The organism is Pseudomonas sp. PWP3-1b2, from assembly GCF_049896045.1.
Taxonomy (GTDB): domain Bacteria; phylum Pseudomonadota; class Gammaproteobacteria; order Pseudomonadales; family Pseudomonadaceae; genus Aquipseudomonas; species Aquipseudomonas antarctica_B.
Window position 1 is genome coordinate 64,381 of the sequence record NZ_JAFCTN010000003.1, and the last position, 20,558, is coordinate 84,938.

Annotated in this window: 19 protein-coding genes; 7 read left to right on the forward strand and 12 right to left on the reverse strand. The window is 60.8% G+C overall.

Translation table 11 applies throughout. The features are described from left to right. Positions 1-67 precede the first annotated feature (67 nt). Positions 68-1,732 (reverse strand): putative bifunctional diguanylate cyclase/phosphodiesterase, encoded by a 1,665-nt coding sequence (locus ACP7A2_RS02750; RefSeq protein WP_426132992.1) that lies wholly within the window; start codon positions 1,730-1,732, stop codon positions 68-70. A gap of 269 nt (positions 1,733-2,001) precedes the next feature. Here ACP7A2_RS02750 and rep point away from each other — a divergent pair, with 269 nt between their 5' ends. After that, positions 2,002-4,011: a DNA helicase Rep gene (gene rep / locus ACP7A2_RS02755; protein ID WP_426132993.1), complete on the forward strand. Its 2,010-nt coding sequence runs from the start codon at positions 2,002-2,004 to the stop codon at positions 4,009-4,011. 58 nt (positions 4,012-4,069) lie between these two features. After that, on the forward strand, positions 4,070-4,642 hold the full coding sequence (locus ACP7A2_RS02760) for a xanthine phosphoribosyltransferase (protein ID WP_003195447.1): 573 nt from the start codon (positions 4,070-4,072) through the stop codon (positions 4,640-4,642). 133 nt (positions 4,643-4,775) lie between these two features. Here ACP7A2_RS02760 and ACP7A2_RS02765 read toward each other — a convergent pair whose 3' ends face one another. The 6 genes from ACP7A2_RS02765 to dadA form a co-directional block, all read right to left on the reverse strand. After that, positions 4,776-6,698, reverse strand: a complete 1,923-nt coding sequence (locus tag ACP7A2_RS02765) for an acetyl-CoA hydrolase/transferase C-terminal domain-containing protein (RefSeq protein WP_426132994.1) — start codon at positions 6,696-6,698, stop codon at positions 4,776-4,778. A 134-nt stretch (positions 6,699-6,832) separates the two neighbouring features. Beyond that, positions 6,833-7,246, reverse strand: coding sequence for a c-type cytochrome (locus ACP7A2_RS02770; RefSeq protein WP_426133097.1), 414 nt, complete (start codon positions 7,244-7,246; stop codon positions 6,833-6,835). 181 nt (positions 7,247-7,427) lie between these two features. Next, entirely contained in the window at positions 7,428-7,976 is a 549-nt protein-coding gene (locus ACP7A2_RS02775) for a cupin domain-containing protein (RefSeq protein ID WP_049710945.1), read from the reverse strand. A gap of 115 nt (positions 7,977-8,091) precedes the next feature. Next, positions 8,092-9,165, reverse strand: coding sequence for an alanine racemase (gene alr / locus ACP7A2_RS02780; protein ID WP_426132995.1), 1,074 nt, complete (start codon positions 9,163-9,165; stop codon positions 8,092-8,094). A gap of 80 nt (positions 9,166-9,245) precedes the next feature. Continuing rightward, complete coding sequence (locus tag ACP7A2_RS02785) at positions 9,246-9,599, reverse strand: RidA family protein (protein WP_426132996.1); 354 nt, start codon at positions 9,597-9,599, stop codon at positions 9,246-9,248. Then, entirely contained in the window at positions 9,571-10,872 is a 1,302-nt protein-coding gene (gene dadA / locus ACP7A2_RS02790; protein ID WP_426132997.1) for a D-amino acid dehydrogenase, read from the reverse strand. Before dadA ends, ACP7A2_RS02785 begins: the two co-directional genes overlap by 29 nt. Before the next feature lie 156 nt (positions 10,873-11,028). Here dadA and ACP7A2_RS02795 point away from each other — a divergent pair, with 156 nt between their 5' ends. Beyond that, positions 11,029-11,517, forward strand: a complete 489-nt coding sequence (locus ACP7A2_RS02795) for an Lrp/AsnC ligand binding domain-containing protein (RefSeq protein ID WP_003176896.1) — start codon at positions 11,029-11,031, stop codon at positions 11,515-11,517. Positions 11,518-11,646: 129 nt separating this feature from the next. Here ACP7A2_RS02795 and ACP7A2_RS02800 read toward each other — a convergent pair whose 3' ends face one another. Further along, positions 11,647-12,000 (reverse strand): YkgJ family cysteine cluster protein, encoded by a 354-nt coding sequence (locus ACP7A2_RS02800; RefSeq protein ID WP_348060570.1) that lies wholly within the window; start codon positions 11,998-12,000, stop codon positions 11,647-11,649. A 114-nt stretch (positions 12,001-12,114) separates the two neighbouring features. Here ACP7A2_RS02800 and ACP7A2_RS02805 point away from each other — a divergent pair, with 114 nt between their 5' ends. Next, complete coding sequence (locus tag ACP7A2_RS02805; protein WP_426132998.1) at positions 12,115-13,407, forward strand: NAD(P)/FAD-dependent oxidoreductase; 1,293 nt, start codon at positions 12,115-12,117, stop codon at positions 13,405-13,407. A gap of 1 nt (position 13,408) precedes the next feature. Here ACP7A2_RS02805 and ACP7A2_RS02810 read toward each other — a convergent pair whose 3' ends face one another. Continuing rightward, entirely contained in the window at positions 13,409-13,633 is a 225-nt protein-coding gene (locus ACP7A2_RS02810; protein WP_426133098.1) for a DUF1127 domain-containing protein, read from the reverse strand. A gap of 166 nt (positions 13,634-13,799) precedes the next feature. Here ACP7A2_RS02810 and ACP7A2_RS02815 point away from each other — a divergent pair, with 166 nt between their 5' ends. Next, positions 13,800-15,224: a PLP-dependent aminotransferase family protein gene (locus ACP7A2_RS02815; protein ID WP_426132999.1), complete on the forward strand. Its 1,425-nt coding sequence runs from the start codon at positions 13,800-13,802 to the stop codon at positions 15,222-15,224. 62 nt (positions 15,225-15,286) lie between these two features. Then, positions 15,287-16,855: a phospholipase D family protein gene (locus ACP7A2_RS02820; protein ID WP_426133000.1), complete on the forward strand. Its 1,569-nt coding sequence runs from the start codon at positions 15,287-15,289 to the stop codon at positions 16,853-16,855. A 56-nt stretch (positions 16,856-16,911) separates the two neighbouring features. On the opposite strand, the gene ACP7A2_RS02825 is transcribed toward ACP7A2_RS02820, so the two are convergent. After that, positions 16,912-18,054, reverse strand: a complete 1,143-nt coding sequence (locus ACP7A2_RS02825) for an MFS transporter (protein ID WP_426133001.1) — start codon at positions 18,052-18,054, stop codon at positions 16,912-16,914. Positions 18,055-18,232: 178 nt separating this feature from the next. Further along, positions 18,233-19,726 carry an aldehyde dehydrogenase gene (locus tag ACP7A2_RS02830; RefSeq protein ID WP_426133002.1) on the reverse strand — a complete coding sequence of 498 codons (1,494 nt, stop codon included), beginning with the start codon at positions 19,724-19,726 and terminating at the stop codon, positions 18,233-18,235. Positions 19,727-19,953: 227 nt separating this feature from the next. Between ACP7A2_RS02830 and ACP7A2_RS02835 the strand changes: the two genes are divergently transcribed. Continuing rightward, the gene (locus ACP7A2_RS02835) at positions 19,954-20,316 is read left to right on the forward strand and encodes a cupin domain-containing protein (RefSeq protein WP_348060556.1); all 363 of its coding nucleotides are present in this window, start codon (positions 19,954-19,956) and stop codon (positions 20,314-20,316) included. 71 nt (positions 20,317-20,387) lie between these two features. Here ACP7A2_RS02835 and rpmG read toward each other — a convergent pair whose 3' ends face one another. After that, on the reverse strand, positions 20,388-20,543 hold the full coding sequence (gene rpmG, locus ACP7A2_RS02840) for a 50S ribosomal protein L33 (protein WP_003176906.1): 156 nt from the start codon (positions 20,541-20,543) through the stop codon (positions 20,388-20,390). Positions 20,544-20,558: the final 15 nt, after the last annotated feature.

The following is a 20,558-nucleotide window of genomic DNA, read 5'->3' on the forward strand; positions in this document are numbered from 1 at the left end:
AATTCGGCGACTGACACTGCGCATTCGCGAGCAAGCCCGCTCTCACAGGTTTTATTGGGTGTTCAATTCAGCCCAGCAGCGCCTGCTGGCTCTTGCCGAACGTCAAATAGTCCACCAGCTCAGGCAACGGCAACGGCTTGCTGATCAGATAGCCCTGAGCCTGATCACAACCAAACAACCTCAGCAACGCCAGCTGCTCCGGCGTTTCCACGCCTTCAGCCACCACTTCCAGATTCAGGTTGTGCGCCAGGTTGATCATGGCATGCACTAGTTTGCGGTTCTCTTCGCGCTCTTCCATGCCGCCGACAAAGCTCTTGTCGATCTTCAACAAGGCTATCGGCAGGCTGTTGAGGTGCACGAACGAGGAAAAGCCGGTGCCGAAGTCATCCAGGGAAAACCGCACGCCCAGCCGCCCGAGGGCGTCCATGGTCTGCTTGACCAGATCGCTGCGCCGCATCACTGCGGTTTCAGTCAGCTCGAATTCCAGCCATTGCGCTTCCACGCCACGTTCGGTAATCAGCCGGCTCAACGTCGAGAGTAACTGGCTGTCCTGAAACTGGCGAAATGACAGGTTGACCGCCATGTGCAGCGGCGGCAAGCCGCGTTCGCGCAGGTCTTGCATGTCACGCAGCGCGCGGGAAATAACCCAATAACCCAAAGGCACAATCAAGCCGCTCTGCTCGGCCAACGGCACAAATTCGCTCGGCGGCAACAGGCCACGTTCGCCATGGCGCCAGCGCACCAAGGCCTCCAGGCCGACGATATGCCCGTCGTCCAGGTCCAGGCGCGGCTGGTAGTGCAGCTCCAGCTCATCCCGGCGCAGGGCGCGGCGCAGTTCACTTTCCAGGTCGGCCAGGCTGCGCGCATTGCGGTTGATGCGTTCGTTGAAGATATGAAAAGTGCAGCCCTGGGTGCTCTTGGCCTGCTGCATAGCAATGTGCGCGTGCCACATCAACGGGTCAGCACCGGCGCGCGCGCGGGCATGCGCCACGCCAAGGCTGCAGCCGATCAACAGGCTTTCGCCATCCACCCAATACGGCTCGGCCATGGCTTGGATGATGCGCTCGGCCATCCATTCGGCGCGCTGGGGCGCGCGGCGGGTGTCGATCAGCAAGGCGAATTCATCGCTGCCCAGCCGTGCCAGTTGGTCACCGGCCTCGAGCTGGCTCTTGAGCCGCGACACCACTTGCAGGATCAACCGGTCACCGGCCTGATGGCCGAGGGCGTCGTTGGCGTGGCGAAAGTTGTCGAGGTCCAGATGCCCGAGGGCCAGCCCGCGCCCTTCGTTTTCCACCAGCCGCGCCGCCAGCAAGGTCTGAAAGCCCTGGCGGTTAGCGATACCGGTGAGCGGGTCCTGCTCGGCCAGGCGTTGCAGGGTGTTTTCCAGCACGCCGCGTTCGCGAACATGACGCAGGCAGCGGCGCAGCGTATCGACGTCCAATACGCCACGGACCAGCCAATCACTGACGCCCAACGGTGAAACCAGCGGTTCCTGTTCCAACAGCAATACACACGGCAAGCTGCAGCGGCCGGGGCCTGGCTGCAGGCCGGGGGTGGTCAGTAACACGGCACCGTGGTCGTTATCGAACAGACGACTCACCGAGTCCCAGTTGGGTGCACTGATAAGTACAGCCCTTTCGCCCATCGGCGCCAGGCACTCGCGCAACAACGCTGCCCACGCTGGCTCATCGGCCAGTAGCAGCAAACGCAAGGGTTCGACAGGCGTAGACAAGCTAGCTCCCTAGACTCTGCAAGATTTTGTTGGCGGCGGGCATTATGACGTGCGGCCTGATAATCACCAATGACAGTAATTATCAAATACACAGGTTGCAGACCTTAGTCGCAACCTTAGTCGAAAAAAGCCCCCCACATCCTGCGGCAAAGTATCAAAACCGGCAAATTTAGATCGAGCGGTACGTCACACTGTCGTTCTGTCAGAGCAGAATCCTGTGAGCCTGTTAAAATGCCCGCCCTTTTGATCAACGACTCCCTGAACTCTGTATGTCCCGACTCAATCCCCGGCAGCAAGAAGCCGTGAACTACGTCGGCGGCCCTCTATTGGTGCTCGCCGGCGCCGGTTCCGGCAAGACCAGCGTGATCACCCGCAAAATCGCGCACCTGATCCAGAGCTGCGGCATCCGCGCCCAGTACATCGTCGCCATGACCTTTACCAACAAGGCGGCGCGGGAAATGAAAGAGCGTGTGGGCACGCTGCTCAAGGGCGGCGAAGGCCGGGGCCTCACGGTGTGTACATTCCACAACCTGGGCCTGAACATCATCCGCAAGGAGCACGCGCGCCTGGGCTACAAGCCGGGCTTCTCGATCTTTGACGAGACTGATGTGAAGTCGCTGATGACCGACATCATGCAGAAGGAGTACGCAGGCGACGACGGCGTGGATGAGATCAAGAACATGATCGGCGCCTGGAAAAACGACCTGGTCCTGCCCGCCCAGGCCCTGGAAAATGCGCGCAACCCCAAAGAGCAGACCGCCGCTATCGTCTACACCCACTACCAGCGCACGCTCAAGGCGTTCAACGCGGTGGACTTCGACGACCTGATCCTGCAGCCGGTAAAGCTGTTCGAGGAACACGCCGACGTCCTCGAAAAATGGCAGAACAAGGTGCGCTACCTGCTGGTGGACGAATACCAGGACACCAACGCCAGCCAGTATTTGCTGGTAAAAATGCTGATCGGCAAGCGTAACCAGTTCACCGTGGTGGGCGACGACGACCAGTCGATCTACGCCTGGCGCGGCGCCCGCCCGGAAAACCTGATGCTGCTCAAGGACGACTACCCGTCCCTGAAAGTGGTGATGCTGGAGCAGAACTACCGCTCCACCAGCCGCATCCTGCGCTGCGCCAACGTGCTGATCTCGAACAACCCCCACGCGTTTGAAAAACAGCTGTGGAGTGAGATGGGCCACGGCGACGAAATCCGTGTGATCCGTTGCCGCAACGAAGACGCCGAAGCCGAGCGCGTGGCCGTCGAACTGTTGACGTTGCACCTGCGCACCGACCGGCCGTACAGCGACTTTGCGATTTTGTATCGCGGTAACTATCAGGCGAAGTTGATCGAACTGAAGCTGCAGCATCACCAGATTCCCTATCGCCTGTCGGGCGGCAACAGCTTTTTCGGACGTCAGGAAGTCAAAGACCTGATGGCCTACTTCCGGCTGATCGTGAACCCGGATGACGACAACGCCTTCCTGCGCGTGATCAACGTGCCGCGCCGTGAAATCGGCTCGACCACCCTGGAAAAACTCGGCAACTACGCCACCGAACGCAAGATCTCGATGTACGCCGCCACCGACGAAATCGGTTTGGGCGAGCATCTGGACACGCGCTTCACCGACCGCCTGGCGCGCTTCAAGCGTTTCATGGACAAGGTGCGCGAGCAGTGTGCCGGCGAAGACCCGATCAGCGCGCTGCGCAGCATGGTCATGGACATCGACTATGAAAACTGGCTGCGCACCAACAGCTCCAGCGACAAGGCTGCGGATTACCGCATGGGCAACGTCTGGTTCCTGATCGAAGCGTTGAAAAACACGCTGGAGAAGGACGAAGAAGGCGAGATGACCGTCGAAGACGCCATCGGCAAACTGGTGCTGCGCGACATGCTGGAGCGCCAGCAGGAAGAGGAAGACGGCGCCGAAGGCGTGCAGATGATGACCTTGCATGCCTCCAAGGGCCTGGAATTTCCCTACGTGTTCATCATGGGCATGGAAGAGGAAATTCTCCCACACCGCTCCAGCATCGAAGCTGACACCATTGAGGAAGAACGGCGACTGGCCTACGTGGGCATTACCCGCGCGCGTCAGACCCTGGCGTTCACCTTTGCGGCCAAGCGCAAGCAGTACGGCGAGATCATTGATTGTGCCCCGAGCCGGTTCCTCGATGAGCTGCCACCGGACGACCTGGCCTGGGAAGGCAATGACGACACCCCGACCGAGGTGAAGGCCGTTCGCGGCAACACCGCCCTGGCGGACATTCGCGCGATGTTAAAGCGCTAGAATCGACTACTTTTTAATCTACTTTCGGCGCCCAGCGCGCCATTAGAGGAAGCGTTCCGTGGAAGCACTGCACAAGAAAATTCGCGAAGAAGGCATCGTGCTTTCCGATCAGGTACTCAAGGTCGACGCCTTTCTGAACCACCAGATCGACCCGGCGCTGATGAAACTGATCGGCGACGAATTCGCCGCCCTGTTCAAGGACTCGGGCATTACCAAGATCGTCACCATCGAAGCCTCGGGCATCGCGCCGGCGATCATGACCGGCCTGAACCTCGGCGTGCCGGTGATTTTCGCCCGCAAGCAACAGTCCCTGACCCTGACTGAAAACCTGCTGTCGGCGACGGTGTATTCCTTCACCAAGAAAACCGAAAGCACCGTGGCGATCTCCCCGCGCCACCTGACCAGCAGCGACCGCGTGTTGGTGATCGATGACTTCCTGGCCAATGGCAAGGCGTCCCAGGCGCTGATTTCGATCATCAAGCAGGCCGGCGCGACCGTTGCGGGCTTGGGGATTGTGATCGAGAAGTCGTTCCAGGGCGGCCGCGCGGAGCTGGATGCGCAGGGTTATCGGGTTGAGTCGCTGGCGCGGGTTAAATCCCTGGCCGGTGGCGTGGTGACCTTCATCGAGTAACTCGATAGCACCGCAGTAAACAATGTGGGAGCTGGCTTGCCTGCGATAGCGGACTTCCAGGCGGCAGAAATGTCGCCTGTCAGGCCCTCATCGCAGGCAAGCCAGCTCCCACATTTGGTTTTGTGGTGGTTTTTTAGTGCGCGGTGGCCTGGAGGCCGGCGAGCAATAGCCGCTGATATAAATCTTCTTTCAGCCCCTCCGGTTTATCCAGACGCATGCGCTTCAAATGCTCGGGAAACGCCTCCGGCTCCGGCGCTTCAAACGCTGCCTTGCCCAGCTCGAGTATCTCCGTCAGCTTGAATTTACTCTTTAGCCAATTCAGCGCCCGCAACAAATCCCGTTCTTCATCGGTGAAATCACTGCCCAACGGATACTCCGGAAACAACCGTCGGTGCCTGGCCTGAATCGCCTTCAACCGCTGCGGGGTGTTATCGGCGAACCGCGGATCCAGCTGGAAATCCTTTGGCAACTTGCCGGCCTTTTGCGCCTGCTCGATCAAGTCGCTCTGGAAGCGTGAGTCAGTCACATTGAGCAACGCCTCGATGACCTTGGCATCCGTCTGCCCACGCAGGTCGGCAATCCCATACTCAGTGATCACGATATCGCGCAGGTGCCGGGGTATCGTGCAGTGGCCGTATTCCCAGACGATATTGGAACTGACCTCCCCCGCCGACTCGCGCCAACTGCGCAAAATCAACATCGACCGTGCACCTTCCAGTGCATGGCCTTGGGCAACAAAGTTGTACTGCCCGCCGACGCCGCTGAGCACGCGGCCATCTTCCAACTGATCCGCCACGCCCGCGCCAAGCAACGTGACCATGATCGCGCTGTTGATAAACCGCGCGTCCAGGCGTTGCAGGCGCTTGAGTTCTTCCTGGCCGTACAGCTCGTTGATGTAGCTGATGCGGGTCATGTTGAATTCGAGGCGTTTGGCGTGGGTCATTTCCTGCAGGCGCTGGTAAAAGCTGCGGGGGCCGAGGAAAAAACCACCATGGATCGTCACGCCGTCGGGCTGCGCGGCATCGTCCAGGGTGCCGGCGTTGGCTTGCGCCTGGGTGGCCACGTCCGGGTAGACCTTGCGACGGATAATCCCGGCATCCGCCAGCACCAGCAGGCCGTTGACGAACATCTCGCTGCAGCCGTAGAGGCCACGGGCAAAGGGGTCGACGCCGCCTTCGCGGCTGATCAACGGCGCCCACTGGTACACATCAAGGTCGGTCAGCAGCAGGCGATAGGCTTCGTTATCGGCTTGGCGCGCCAGCAAGGCGGCGGTCAGCGCGTCGCCCATGGAACCAATGCCGATCTGCAACGTGCCGCCGTCACGTACCAGGGTACTCGCGTGCAGGCCGATGAAGTGGTCCTGGAAACCCACCGGCATATTCGGCGTGGAGAACAGCGTGGTGCTGTCCTTGGCGTCGATCAAGTAGTCGAAGGCGTCCATGCCCAGCTCGGCGTCGCCGGGCATGTAGGGCAAATCGCTGTGGACCTGGCCGACCACCAGAATGGTTTCGCCTGCGTCACGGCGCTTTTCGATCATCGGCAACAGGTCGAGGGTGATGTCCGGGTTGCAGCTCAGGCTCAGGCGGTTGGGGTGTTCGGTGCTGCTGGCCACCAATTGCGCCACCAGGTTCAGGCCGGCAGCGTTGATGTCGCGGGCGGCATGGCTGTAGTTGCTGCTGACGTAGTCCTGCTGGGCCGATGTGCTGTGGAGCAGGCTGCCGGGCTGCATGAAGAACTGCTGCACGCGGATGTTGGTGGGCAGCGTGTCGGTGTGCAGGTCGGCGAGGAAATCCAGCTCGGGGTAATCACCGAAAACCCGCTCAATAAAGGGTTCAAGAAAGCGCTTCTGCAAACCATCGCCAAAGGGCGGGCGGCCCAGGCTCAGCGCGGTGTAGATCGTCAATTGCCGCTCGGGCAGCTTGGCGATGCGCCGGTACAGCGCGTTGGCAAACAGGTTGGGCTTGCCCAGGCCCAAGGGCATGCCCATGTGGATATGCGCCGGCAAGCGCTCAAGTACATCGTCCACTGCTTGCTCGATTGAACACAACTGCACCATCCGACCCTCCTGAACATTCCGTGATTAGGGGTTGGACCGAGCTTGCCGGGTCTTTGCTGCAATGAACAGCCTGCAAACCTCAAAATTCAGGCACAAAAAAGCCGCTGGTCAGCGGCTTTTTGGCGAAGCTCGGTTTATTTCAAGCCGGACATCTTCTCGATTGCGCCCCTGAGGTCTTCATCCGTGCAATCCGCGCAGGTGCCTTTTGGTGGCATGGCGTTGATGCCGGTGATCGCCTTGGCCAGGATGCCATCGAGGCCGCCCTGGTGATCGGCGCGCTCTTTCCAGGCCGCAGTGTCACCGATTTTCGGCGCGCCCAACAGGCCGGTAAGGTGGCAAGCATTGCAGTGCTTGGCAATGATATCGTCCGGCGTTTTTGCCCCGCCGCCGCCCGCAGCCACTGCAACCTCCATCCCTTTGCATTCCTGGCCCTGAACACAGACCTGACCGACAGGCTCCAGGCGCTTGGCAATGTCATCGTTGGTCGCAGCTTGAGCGCTGACAGCCCATAGGGCCAGTACGGTTGCTGGTGCAGCCAGCATTTTCATAATTAGGTTCACGCGTTCACCCTCAATGGTGGCTATTCACGCCTGCGGCCACGGTTTCGCAGGCGGCGAAAGTATAACGGTTAGCCCGTCAGGCCGAAACAACCCTATTAAATAAAGGGAGATTAGGCCGCGCGGTTACAGCGATGGGTGTGTCTGCAACGCTGGCAGCACGCCTCTTCTGTCAAAAGTTCGCGGGTGTGGCTGCGCTGATTAGTCGCGCCGGCACGTCGAACGGATTGCGAAAACGATGGGGCTTGGTACTTTCAAAGTAGTAGCTATCGCCGGCTTCGAGCACAAAAGTTTCAAGACCGACCACCAATTCCAGGCGACCTTCCACCAGAATCCCGGTTTCCTCGCCTTCGTGGGTAAGCATTTCTTCGCCGGTGTCGGCGCCCGGTGGGTAGATTTCGTTGAGAAACGCAATCGCCCGTGTCGGGTGCGCCCGGCCCACCAGTTTCATGGTGACGGCGCCGTCAGAGATGTCGATCAGCTCATTGGCTTTATAGACGATCTGCGTCGGTATTTCCTGGAGGATCTCCTCGGAAAAGAACTCGACCATGGACATGGGGATGCCGCCCAGCACCTTGCGCAAGGAGCTGATTGAGGGGCTGACACTGTTTTTTTCGATCATCGAAATGGTGCTGTTGGTGACACCCGCGCGCTTGGCGAGCTCACGCTGGGAAAGACCTTTCAGTTTACGGATGGATTGCAGTCGTTCGCCGACGTCCAATGCAGGAGCCTCCTAGGATTCAGCTTTGTTGTAATTGAGCGTTATCATGGCGACAGCGTTCAGTATTTACAACACTTGGGCCTAAATCCCGGAGGGTGTGGCTCGTCGTCGCGCTTCAAGCGCCGCAATAGAGCCTTGGCACGCGGCGCAGGTTGCAGAAAATCTGATAGGGAATGGTCTCGGCGGCGGCAGCGACATCACTGGCCAGAATAGTTTTGCCCCACAGCTCCACCGTGGAACCAAGGCCGGCCTGAGGCACGTCGGTCAGGTCGACACACAGCATGTCCATGGACACGCGACCTAACAAATGGCTGCGCTGCCCCGCCACCAGCACCGGCGTGCCGGTAGGCGCGTGGCGCGGGTAACCGTCGGCATAGCCCATGGCAACCACGCCAATGCGCATCGGCTTGGGCGTGATGAACTTGGCGCCGTAGCCCACCGGCTCCCCAGCCGGCAGCTCGCGCACGCAGATCACTTTCGATTCGAGGGTCATGACCGGCTGCAAGCGTGCAGCGATGGCTTGGTCTTCGCCGAACGGCGTAGCGCCGTAGAGCATGATGCCGGGGCGTACCCAGTCGCTGGACACACTCGGCCAGCCCATTACCGACGGCGAGTTGCGCAGGCTCACTTCAGCCGACAACCCCTTGCGCGCCGCTTCAAACACCTCAACCTGTTCACTGCTGCGCACGCAATCAAGCTCATCGGCGCGGGCAAAATGGCTCATCAGTACAATCTTGGCGACCTTGCCACTGGCGAGCAGGCGCTGATACGCCTCGTGGTAATCCTTGGGATGCAGGCCAACGCGGTGCATGCCCGAATCCAGCTTGAGCCACACGGTCAACGGCTTGCTCAGTGTGGCCTGCTCGATCGCCTCGAGCTGCCATAGCGAATGCACCACGCACCAGAACTCATGCTCGATGATCAGCGGCAATTCGCAGGCTTCGAAAAAACCTTCCAGCAGCAGCACCGGCGCACGAATGCCGGCGGCGCGCAGCTCCAAGGCTTCCTCGATGCACGCCACCGCAAACCCATCCGCCTCGGCTTCCAATGCCTGGGCCACGCGCACGGCGCCATGCCCGTAGGCATCCGCCTTGACCACGGCGAGGGCCTTGGCCCCCGTGACTTCACGGGCCAGTTGGTAGTTGTGGCGCAGGGCTTGGAGGTCGATCAGGGCACGGGCAGGACGCATGGCGGCAGGCTTCTAGGCGGCAGTGTGAAGAAAAAACCGGTACCGACATAAACCGTCGGCACCGGAAGAGGGATCTGTATTTAAGGCAGCGCGGCCACGACCGACAGCTCTACCAGAATGTCCGGTTCGCACAGTTTGGCTTCAACCGTGGCACGGGCCGGAGCAACGCCTTTGGGCAGCCACTTGTCCCACACCGCGTTCATGCCGGCAAAATCGGCGTCGATGTCTTTCAGGTAGATCGTCACCGACAGCAGCTTGGTTTTGTCGGTGCCGGCGAGGTCCAGCAAACGTTCGATATTGACCAGGGTTTCACGGGTCTGCTGTTCAATTCCGGCACTCATGTCGTCGCCGACTTGCCCTGCCAGATACACGGTGCCGCTGTGAACAACGATCTGGCTCATGCGCTCATTGGTGAGCTGGCGCTGGATTGACATGTCGTGCGGACTCCTGGTGGTTACCGTAACGGGAAATATCGAGGCCTTCGGCGCTGATCTGCGGGGTCTTTTTCGCCATCAGGTCGGCCAGCAAACGACCGGAGCCACAGGCCATGGTCCAGCCGAGGGTGCCGTGGCCAGTGTTCAGGAACAGATTTTTGAACGGCGTAGCACCCACAATCGGCGTGCCGTCGGGCGTGGTCGGGCGCAGGCCGGTCCAGAAGCTGGCTTCGGCCAAATCGCCGCCCTGAGGATAAAGGTCGTTGACGATCATCTCCAGGGTTTCCCGCCGACGCGGGTTAAGCGACAGGTCAAAACCGGCTATCTCCGCCATGCCGCCGACGCGAATGCGGTTGTCGAAACGGGTGATCGCGACCTTGTAGGTCTCATCCAGAATGGTCGATGCAGGCGCCATCGCCGGGTTGGTGATCGGCACGGTCAGCGAGTAGCCCTTGAGCGGGTACACTGGCGCTTTAATGCCCAGCGGCTTGAGCAGCTTGGGCGAGTAGCTGCCCAGGGCCAGCACGTAGCGGTCGGCGGTTTCCAGCTTGCCGTCGACCCACACACCGTTGATGCGGTCACCGGCGTAGTCGAGGCGCTGGATGTCTTGTTCAAAACGAAACTCCACGCCCAACTGCTTGCACATCTCGACCAAGCGGGTGGTGAACATCTGGCAGTCGCCAGTCTGGTCGTTCGGCAGCCGCAGGGCGCCGGCGAGGATGTCGGTGACGCTCGCCAGGGCCGGCTCAACGCGTGCAATACCGGCACGGTCCAGCAGCTCAAATGGCACGCCGGATTCTTTCAGCACGGCGATGTCTTTGGCGGCGCCATCAAGCTGGGCCTGAGTGCGAAACAATTGGGTGGTACCCAAGCTACGGCCTTCATAGGCGATGCCGGTTTCGGCGCGCAGTTCGTCGAGGCAGTCGCGGCTGTACTCGGACAGGCGGACCATGCGCTCCTTGTTCACTGCATAACGGCTGGCGGTGCAGTTGCGCAGCATCTGCGCCATCCACAGGTATTGACCGATATCCGCGGTGGCCTTGATTGCCAGCGGCGCATGGCGTTGCAGCAACCACTTGATGGCTTTGAGCGGCACACCCGGCGCCGCCCAGGGCGAGGCGTAGCCAGGGGATACCTGGCCGGCGTTGGCGAAACTGGTTTCCATGGCAGCGGCAGGCTGACGGTCGACCACGACGACTTCAAAGCCGGCCCGCGCCAAATAGTAGGCACTGGTCACACCAATCACGCCGCTACCCAAGACCAGAACGCGCATTTTTATATCCTCATCGCGGGCTCTGCCGCTGACGTGTGTTATTCGAGCAATGATGAGCGCAGTTTAAAAAACTATCGCCAGTGCATTTCACTATATAAGCACCTATATTTGGCGACAATTCTCGGCAAAAACCCTTTTCACAGAGGCGTATCCCCTATGCGTACCAACACCCAGACCAAACGGGAGCTGGACAAGATCGACCGCAATATCCTGCGAATCCTGCAAACCGACGGGCGAATTTCGTTCACCGAGCTTGGGGAAAAGGTCGGGCTGTCGACCACGCCTTGTACTGAGCGGGTGCGACGCCTGGAGCGCGAGGGGATCATTATGGGCTACAACGCGCGGCTCAATCCGCAGCATCTGAAGGGGAGTTTGCTGGTATTTGTCGAGATCAGCCTGGATTACAAGTCTGGCGACACCTTTGAAGAATTCCGCCGCGCCGTGCTGAAACTGCCCCACGTGCTGGAGTGCCACTTGGTGTCAGGGGACTTTGACTACCTGGTGAAAGCGCGCATTTCGGAGATGGCGTCGTACCGCAAATTGCTCGGCGATATCTTGCTCAAGCTGCCGCATGTGCGCGAATCCAAGAGCTATATCGTGATGGAAGAGGTGAAAGAGAGCTTGAATTTGCCTATCCCCGACTGACTGACACAACACCGTCAACTGTGGGAGCTGGCTTGCCTGCGATGGCGGTCCGTCAGGCGAAACAGGTGCTGACTGATCCACCGCTATCGCAGGCAAGCCAGCTCCCACATTTTTGATCCAGTACATCCGTTAGACCAGTACCTGCCGCGTGCTCGCCATGTACTCATGAATCTGTTTTTCAACCCGTGGATGAATCAGCTCCACCGGCCCCCGCCCATTTGGGCACGGCAGGGTCTTGGTAGTGCCAAACAACCGACAAATCAGCGGCCGCTCGTCGTACACGGTGCAGCCGTTCGGCCCCAGGTGCACACAGTTCAGTTCATCCATCGCCGCGTCCTGCTCTGCCTTGGTCTTGCGCGGCAGGCGCGACATTTCCTCGGGCGACGTGGTCACCGGCCCACAGCAATCGTGGCAACCGGGAACGCACGCGAACGAAGGAATCTGCCGGCGCAGTGCGCTGATTTTCTGACTGTTGCAACTCATCGAAACATTTACCGAACCGCGAATAGACGTGGATTCTGCCGTAAAAAGCCCTGCGCAGACAGCGTCACCCGACCGCTGTATCCTGCGTCAAATTTTCCAAACAGGGATGCTCCCATGACCGCCAGCGCCCGGCACACCGCCTCTTACTACGCCGCCAGCAGCGTGCCGCAACCCGATTACCCGGCGCTGACCGGTGAAGTGCGCGCGGATGTGTGCGTGATCGGTGGCGGTTATTCCGGGCTCAATACTGCGCTGGAGCTGGCCGAGCGCGGCTTCAGCGTCGTGCTGCTGGAAGCACGCAAGGTCGGCTGGGGCGCCAGCGGGCGTAACGGCGGCCAACTGATTCGCGGCGTCGGCCACGGCCTGGACCAGTTCGCGAATGTGATCGGCACCGACGGCGTGCGCCAAATAAAGTTGATGGGCCTGGAAGCTGTGGAGATCGTGCGTGAGCGCGTGGAGCGTTATCAAATCCCCTGCGACCTGACCTGGGGCTATTGCGACCTCGCCAACAAACCGCGCGACCTGCAAGGCCTGGCTGAAGACGCCGAAGAACTGCGCAGCCTCGGCTATCGCCATGAAGTACGCCTGCTGCAAGCCGGTGAGATGGCAGGCGTGATCGGCTCCGACCGTTACGTGGGCGGCATGATCGACATGGGCTCGGGGCACCTGCACCCGCTTAACCTGGCCCTCGGCGAAGCGGCCGCGGCCCAACACCTCGGCGTGCAACTGTTTGAGCAGTCCGAAGTGACGCGCATCGACTACGGCCCCGAGGTCAACGTGCACACCGCCCTGGGTAACGTGCGCGCCAAGACCCTCGTGCTGGCTTGCAACGCCTACCTGAATGGTCTGAACGCCCAGCTCAGCGGCAAAGTGCTGCCCGCCGGCAGTTACATCATCGCAACCGAGCCGTTGAGCGAAGCCCAGGCCATGAACCTGCTGCCGCAGAATATGGCCGTGTGTGATCAGCGGGTGACGGTGGATTACTTCCGCCTGTCTGCCGACCGCCGCTTGTTGTTCGGCGGCGCCTGCCATTATTCCGGGCGCGACCCGCACGACATCGGCGCGTATATGCGGCCAAAAATGCTCAAGGTATTCCCGCAATTGGCCAACGTGAACATCGACTACCAATGGGGCGGCATGATCGGCATCGGCGCCAACCGCCTGCCGCAGATTGGACGGTTGGCGGACCAGCCCAACGTGTATTACGCCCAGGCGTACGCCGGCCACGGCCTCAACGCCACGCACCTCGCTGGCAAGCTGTTGGCCGAAGCCATCAGCGGTCAGCAACAAGGGCGTTTTGATCTGTTTGCTCAGGTGCCGCACATCACCTTCCCCGGCGGCAAGCACCTGCGCTCGCCGCTGCTGGCGCTGGGCATGCTCTGGCACCGCCTCAAGGAATTGGTGTGAATCAGCTGCGCCAGAAGGGCTTTACGCCTTCCTGGCGCGCCTGTTCGGCGGTCAACCCGATATCGCGCAATTGCTCGCAGGTCAGGTTCAGCAAGGCCTTACGGGTATGACAACGCTGCCAGAAAAGGCGCCAGTGGCTGATCTCGCGTGGCGCTGCCGCCCGCCGCTGCCCAGCCACCAGTTCCTGGCCCTGGAGTGCCAACCGCACATCGCTCATGCCGCTCATTTTTCTGCCCCTCATTTGCTTGTTGCCATGAGTGACTAGAATGGGCGCCCCGGTAAAACCAATACAGATTCAACGCATCTTTATTAAATCCATACAGATGCTGCCTATCCACCGCTGAATCCTGTATTTTCCCTCTATCTGTAATGGTCCCCCGGGAGCGACCGCCATGACCCTCTACGTCAACCTCGCCGAATTGCTGGGCACACGCATCGAACAGGGCTTCTATCGGCCCGGCGATCGCTTGCCCTCGGTGCGTGCATTAAGCGTGGAACACGGGGTGAGCCTGAGCACCGTGCAACAGGCTTATCGCTTGCTGGAAGACAACGGCCTGGCGATGCCAAAGCCCAAATCCGGCTACTTTGTGCCCGTAGGCCGTGAACTGCCTGCCCTGCCGGAAGTGGGTCGCCCGGCCCAGCGTCCGGTGGAAATTTCCCAATGGGACCAAGTGCTGGAGCTGATTCGCGCAGTACCGCGCAAAGATGTCATACAGATGGGCCGAGGCATGCCGGATGTATTGTCGCCGACCCTGAAGCCCCTGCTGCGCAGCCTGGCGCGGGTGAGTCGACGCCAGGATCTTCCGGGGCTGTATTACGACAATATTCTTGGCTGTATGGAGCTGCGCGAGCAAATTGCACGTCTGTCGCTGGATTCCGGCTGTCAGCTCACCGCCGAAGACATTGTGATCACCACCGGTTGCCACGAGGCGCTGTCGGCCAGCATCCGCGCTATCTGCGAGCCCGGCGATATCGTCGCGGTGGACTCGCCGAGCTTTCACGGGGCCATGCAAACCCTCAAGGGCCTGGGCATGAAAGCCCTCGAAATCCCCACCGACCCCATTACCGGCATCAGCCTCGACGCCCTGGAGCTGGCGCTGGAACAGTGGCCGATCAAGGTTATCCAGCTGACCCCCAACTGCAACAACCCTTTGGGCTACATCATGCCGGAGGCGCGCAAAAAGGCGCTGCTGACGCTGGCGCAGCGCTTTGACGTGGCGATCATCGAAGACGATGTGTATGGCGAATTGGCCTACAGCTATCCGCGCCCGCGCACCCTAAAATCCTTCGACGAAGACGGCCGTGTGCTGCTGTGCAGCTCGTTCTCTAAAACCCTCGCCCCAGGGCTGCGCATCGGCTGGGTTGCGCCGGGCCGCTACCTGGAACGGGTGCTGCACATGAAATACATCAGCACGGGCTCCACGGCGACACAGCCGCAGATTGCCATTGCCGAATTCCTCAAAGGTGGCCACTTCGAACCGCATTTGCGGCGGATGCGCACCCAATACCAGCGTAATCGCGACTTGATGCTCGATTGGGTCAGCCGCTACTTCCCGGCCGGCACCCGCGCCAGTCGGCCACAGGGCAGCTTTATGCTGTGGGTGGAGCTGCCGGAAGGCTTTGACACCCTCAAGCTCAACCGCCTGCTGGTGGAACAGGGCGTACAGGTGGCCGTGGGCAGTATCTTTTCGGCGTCCGGCAAGTACCGCAACTGCCTGCGCATGAACTACGCGGCCAAGCCAACCGCACAGATTGAAGAAGCCGTGCGTAAAGTCGGTGCCGCCGCAATCGCGATGCTGGCCGAGGCTGCAGACTGACCTTTCGCGAGAAATAGCCGTCATATGCCCACAATCGCCCTGACCTGGAAGCAGCGCCCTTGATGATTCGACGGCTTTTACCATTTTTCCTGCTCGGCGCCCTGGCCTTGAGCGGGTGCGCCACCGTAGATGTGCCGCGCATCCCCAGCGACGCCCTGCCCGCCGCGCAATCCTCCTTCGGCCGCTCGATCCAGGCCCAGGCGGCGCCATACCAAGGCCGTTCCGGCTTTCGTCTGCTGCCCAACAGCAGCGAGGCGTTCATGGCCCGCGCCGAGCTGATCCGCAACGCCCAGACCAGCCTCGACCTGCAGTACTACATCGTCCACGACGGCATCAGCACCCGCATGCTTGTGGATGAATTGCTCAAGGCCGCCGACCGTGGCGTGCGCATCCGCATCCTGCTGGATGACACCACCAGCGACGGCCTCGACCAGATTATCGCCACCCTCGCCGCCCACCCCAAGATCGAGATTCGCCTGTTCAACCCGCTGAACCTGGGGCGCAGCACTGGCGTGACGCGGGCCATGGGCCGGCTGTTCAACCTGTCGCTGCAACACCGGCGCATGCACAACAAGCTGTGGCTGGCGGACAACAGCGTGGCCATCGTGGGCGGGCGTAATTTGGGCGATGAGTATTTCGATGCCGAGCCCAACCTGAACTTCACCGACATCGACATGCTCAGCGTCGGGCCGGTGGCGGAGCAACTGGGCCACAGTTTCGATCAGTACTGGAACAGCGCCCTTAGCAAACCTATCGATGAGTTCGTCTCCAACCTGCCTTCCAAGGGCGACCTGGCCGCCGCGCGCGTGCGCCTGGAGGCGTCGCTGGCCGAATCGCGCCAGCAAAATCACGCGCTGTATAACCGTCTGCGTACTTATCAGACCCAGCCGCGCATGGACATCTGGCGCCGCGAACTGATCTGGGCCTGGAACCAGGCGCTGTGGGATGCGCCGAGCAAGGTGCTGGCCAAGGCCGAGCCGGACCCTCGGTTGTTGCTGACCACCCAGCTGGCGCCGGAGCTTGAGGGCGTCAACCATGAGCTGATGATGATCTCGGCGTACTTCGTGCCGGGCCAACCGGGGCTGGTGTACCTGACCGGCCGCGCCGACGCGGGCGTGGCGGTGAGCCTGCTGACCAACTCCCTGGAAGCCACCGATGTACCTGCCGTGCACGGCGGCTATGCGCCCTATCGCAAGGCGCTGCTGGAGCACGGGGTGAAACTCTACGAACTGCGCCGCCAGCCGGGCGACCCGAGCGCCGGCAGCGGCTCACACTTGTTTCGCCGGGGCATCTTCCACGGTTCTGACTCCAGCCTGCACAGCAAGGCAATGATCTTTGATCGGCAGAAGTCGTTTATCGGCTCATTCAACTTCGACCCGCGCTCGGTGCTGTGGAACACTGAAGTCGGCGTGCTGGTGGACAGCCCAGAGCTGGCGGAGCACGTGCGTAACCTGGCGCTGCAAGGCATGGCGCCCGCGTTGAGTTATGAGGCGAAGCTGCAGAATGGCCAGGTGGTGTGGGAGACGGAGGATAACGGCCAGTTGCATACCCTGACGCGTGAGCCTGGCAATTGGTGGCGGCGGTTTAATGCATGGTTCGCCACATCCGTTGGCCTAGAACGCATGCTCTAAGGCCCAATCTGTGGGAGCTGGCTTGCCTGCTCCCACAGTTGATTGCATTTCAAGTGCTAGGCAGGCTGAGCGGCGCCGAACGCGCCTTGGCGCAATAACAGCACTACCAACCCCAGCGCCCCTGCGGCCATCAGCAGCGGCAGCGAATGCCCACTGATCCACTGGCTCCCCGCTCCCGCCACCAGCGGCCCGATCAGGCAGCCGATCCCCCACAACTGCGCGATGTGAGCATTGGCGCGCACCAGCGCATCATCACGATACCGCTCGCCGATCAGAATCAACGACAGGGTGAACAACCCACCGGCACTGGCGCCAAACAGCACCCACACCGGCCAGATCAGTGCCGTGTGCATCAGCGGCGCAATCGCCAGGCTCGACACCAGCAGAAGCACCGCACAGCTCAGGAACAACGTGCGTCGCGGCAGGTAGTCCGCCAGCGCACCAATCGGCAATTGCAGCAGCGCGTCGCCCACGACCACCGTGCTGACCATCGCCAAAGCGATCTCGGCGCTGAAACCCTGTTGCAGGCAATACACCGGCAGCAGCGTCAGAATCATCGCTTCGAACGCGGCGAACAGCGCCACCGCCCAGGCGATCGCCGGCAGGCTCAGGCAGAAGCGCCACAGGTCGCCGAAGGTCACGCTGAAGGACTCGGCGGTGGGTGCGCCGGAGCGCCCCAGCAACAGCAGCGGCGCCACCATCAACAGACCCACACCCACCCAGAAACCGTAGTCATGGTCCGTACCCAACACGCCCAGCAGCAGCGGCCCGGACAATTGGCTCAAGGCATAGGTGCAGCCATACAGCGCCACCAGCCGGCCGCGCCATCGCTCCACCACCAGCTGGTTGATCCAGCTTTCGCCGAGGATAAATACGATGGTCAGGATCACGCCGATCATCAGGCGCAACACCAACCACACCGGGTAACTGGGCAGGATCGCCAGCAAGCCGATGGAGACGGCGCCGGCCCACAGGCACATACGCATCAGGCTCGCAGTGCCGAGCCAGGAAGCCAGTCGGCTGGAAACCTTGGCCCCCAACAGCACGCCAAACGCCGGCATCGCCGCCATTACGCCAATGGCGAAACTGCCGTAGCCCCAGCCTTCAAGACGCAAGGACACCAGCGGCATGCTGACGCCCAACGCCAGGCCGACGCTGAGCACCGAGGCCAGGACGGCGAAGTAAGTCGCCCAACGCATGTCCACGCTCCTGTGGATAATTTTGAGGATTCAAAACGAACTGTAGGAGCGAGCTTATGTGGGAGCCGGGCTTGCCCGCGATGCAGGCACCTCGGTGTGTCAGTCACACCTCGGTGATGCTATCGCAGGCAAGCCAGCTCCCACACAGGTTGGCTCCTACAGGGGATCAGCGGTTTGCTTAGAGCTTGATCCAGGTCGACTTCAGCTCGGTGTACTTATCGAACGCATGCAGCGACTTGTCGCGGCCGTTACCCGATTGTTTGAAGCCACCAAACGGTGCGGTCATGTCGCCGCCGTCGTATTGGTTGACCCACACGCTACCGGCACGCAGAGCCTTGGCGGTCAGGTGCGCCTTGGAGATATCCGCCGTCCACACCGCTGCGGCCAGGCCGTAGATGGTGTCGTTGGCGATTGCGATGGCTTCTTCGGCGCTGTCGAAAGTGATCACCGACAGGACGGGGCCAAAGATCTCTTCCTGGGCGATTTTCATGGCGTTGGTCACGCCGTCGAAAATCGTCGGTTCGACATAGGTGCCACCGGTTTCTTCCAGCGTACGCTTGCCACCCGCCACCAGCTTGGCGCCGTCGGCGTGGCCGGCTTCGATGTAGGACAGCACGGTATTCATCTGCTGGGTGTCCACCAGTGCGCCGACATTGGTTGCCGGGTCCAGCGGGTTGCCCGGCGTCCAGCCTTTGAGGGCTTCGATCACCAGCGGCAGAAAGGTGTCCTTGATGGAGCGCTCCACCAGCAGACGCGAACCTGCGGTGCAGACTTCGCCCTGGTTGAAGGCGATGGCGCCGGCGGCGGATTCGGCGGCGGCTTTGAGGTCCGGAGCATCGGCGAATACGATGTTCGGGCTCTTGCCGCCAGCTTCCAGCCAGACGCGCTTCATGTTTGATTCGCCGGAGCGGATCAACAGTTGTTTGGCAATCTTGGTCGAGCCGGTGAACACCAGGGTGTCCACGTCCATGTGCACCGCCAATGCGTTGCCCACGGTGTGGCCATAACCCGGCAGCACGTTGAGCACGCCTTTAGGAATGCCGGCTTCAACTGCCAATGCTGCGATGCGGATGGCGGTCAGGGGGGATTTTTCAGACGGCTTGAGGATCACTGAGTTACCGGTGGAGAGCGCAGGCCCGAGCTTCCAGCAGGCCATCATCAACGGGAAGTTCCACGGCACGATAGCGCCGACCACGCCGACTGGCTCGCGGGTTACCAGACCCAATTGATTGTGCGGTGTGGCGGCGACTTCGTCATAAATCTTGTCGATCGCCTCGCCGCTCCAGCTCAGGGCATTGGCTGCGCCAGGCACGTCAATGCCCAGGGAGTCGGAGATGGGCTTGCCCATGTCGAGGGTTTCGAGCAGCGCCAGTTCTTCGGCATTCGCGTTGAGCAGCGCGGCGAAACGGAGCATGGCGGCCTTGCGCTTGGCCGGCGCCAGGCGCGACCAAACACCGGAATTGAAGGTGGCGCGGGCGTTTTCCACGGCGCGCTGGGCGTCGGCGACGTCACAGCTGGCAACAGTGGCCAGCAGACGGCCATCGACCGGGCTGATGCATTCGAACGTCTCGCCGGAAGCAGAAGCGGTGTATTCGCCATTGATGTAGGCGCGGCCTTCGATCTTCAGATCCTTGGCGCGTTGTTCCCAATCGGCACGGGTCAGGGTGGTCATGCGAGTGTCCTCCTCTTGTTGAATGCAAGGGCCAGGTGATGTCCCCCGGCAGCCTCAAAGAATTCTTGCCCGGCCAGCCTGCTCGGCTCAAGGCAGCTGCCACCCTAAACCAGCGGCTGGGGATGTTTCAATATATTTGACATAACGGCGGTAAACGCCCTTGCGATGTTCATTTTAATAAACATAGACTTTGGGCTCTCCAACCGCAGGCCAGACGGGACACGCACATGAGCATCCAGGACATCGTCGACTTCAGCCAGGCCAACACCGCCCCAGACCGCTACCGCCCCGCCGCCGAGAAAATCCTCAAGGGCGATCCCGAGCAAACGATTTACAACCACTACAACAGCCCGTGCGGCCAAATGAGCGCCGGCGTCTGGGAGGGCGAAGTCGGGCAATGGAAGGTCAATTACACCGAGCATGAATACTGTGAAATTGTGCAAGGCGTTTCGGTGCTGCGCGATGCGGACGGCAACGCCAAGACCTTGCGCTCTGGCGACCGCTTTGTGATCCCGGCCGGGTTCAGCGGCACCTGGGAAGTGCTGGAAGCGTGCCGCAAGATCTACGTGGTGTTCGAACAGAAAGCCTGATCAGCAAATCACAGGCAAAAAAAAGCCCGAATCGTGAGAGACGGGCTTTTTTTCACAAGGAGGAAAATCAATTACTTGATTTTGCCTTCTTTGTAGATCACGTGCTTGCGAACGCGCGGGTCGAACATTTTCTTTTCGAGCTTGTCCGGGGTAGTACGCTTGTTCTTGTCGGTAGTGTAGAAGTGACCAGTACCGGCGCTAGAGATCATTCGAATCAATTCACGCATGATATAGCTCCTTAA

Bases quoted from the DNA above. Each gene is read 5' to 3' on its own strand.
- rep (WP_426132993.1), top strand. From the start codon at position 2,002: ATGTCCCGACTCAATCCCCGGCAGCAAGAAGCCGTGAACTACGTCGGC.
- ACP7A2_RS02765 (WP_426132994.1), bottom strand. From the start codon at position 6,698: ATGGTGCAGTTGTGTTCAATCGAGCAAGCAGTGGACGATGTACTTGAG.
- ACP7A2_RS02770 (WP_426133097.1), bottom strand. From the start codon at position 7,246: ATGAAAATGCTGGCTGCACCAGCAACCGTACTGGCCCTATGGGCTGTC.
- alr (WP_426132995.1), bottom strand. From the start codon at position 9,165: ATGCGTCCTGCCCGTGCCCTGATCGACCTCCAAGCCCTGCGCCACAAC.
- ACP7A2_RS02785 (WP_426132996.1), bottom strand. From the start codon at position 9,599: ATGTCAATCCAGCGCCAGCTCACCAATGAGCGCATGAGCCAGATCGTT.
- dadA (WP_426132997.1), bottom strand. From the start codon at position 10,872: ATGCGCGTTCTGGTCTTGGGTAGCGGCGTGATTGGTGTGACCAGTGCC.
- ACP7A2_RS02795 (WP_003176896.1), top strand. From the start codon at position 11,029: ATGCGTACCAACACCCAGACCAAACGGGAGCTGGACAAGATCGACCGC.
- ACP7A2_RS02800 (WP_348060570.1), bottom strand. From the start codon at position 12,000: ATGAGTTGCAACAGTCAGAAAATCAGCGCACTGCGCCGGCAGATTCCT.
- ACP7A2_RS02805 (WP_426132998.1), top strand. From the start codon at position 12,115: ATGACCGCCAGCGCCCGGCACACCGCCTCTTACTACGCCGCCAGCAGC.
- ACP7A2_RS02810 (WP_426133098.1), bottom strand. From the start codon at position 13,633: ATGAGCGGCATGAGCGATGTGCGGTTGGCACTCCAGGGCCAGGAACTG.
- ACP7A2_RS02815 (WP_426132999.1), top strand. From the start codon at position 13,800: ATGACCCTCTACGTCAACCTCGCCGAATTGCTGGGCACACGCATCGAA.
- ACP7A2_RS02820 (WP_426133000.1), top strand. From the start codon at position 15,287: ATGATTCGACGGCTTTTACCATTTTTCCTGCTCGGCGCCCTGGCCTTG.
- ACP7A2_RS02825 (WP_426133001.1), bottom strand. From the start codon at position 18,054: ATGCGTTGGGCGACTTACTTCGCCGTCCTGGCCTCGGTGCTCAGCGTC.
- ACP7A2_RS02830 (WP_426133002.1), bottom strand. From the start codon at position 19,726: ATGACCACCCTGACCCGTGCCGATTGGGAACAACGCGCCAAGGATCTG.
- ACP7A2_RS02835 (WP_348060556.1), top strand. From the start codon at position 19,954: ATGAGCATCCAGGACATCGTCGACTTCAGCCAGGCCAACACCGCCCCA.
- rpmG (WP_003176906.1), bottom strand. From the start codon at position 20,543: ATGCGTGAATTGATTCGAATGATCTCTAGCGCCGGTACTGGTCACTTC.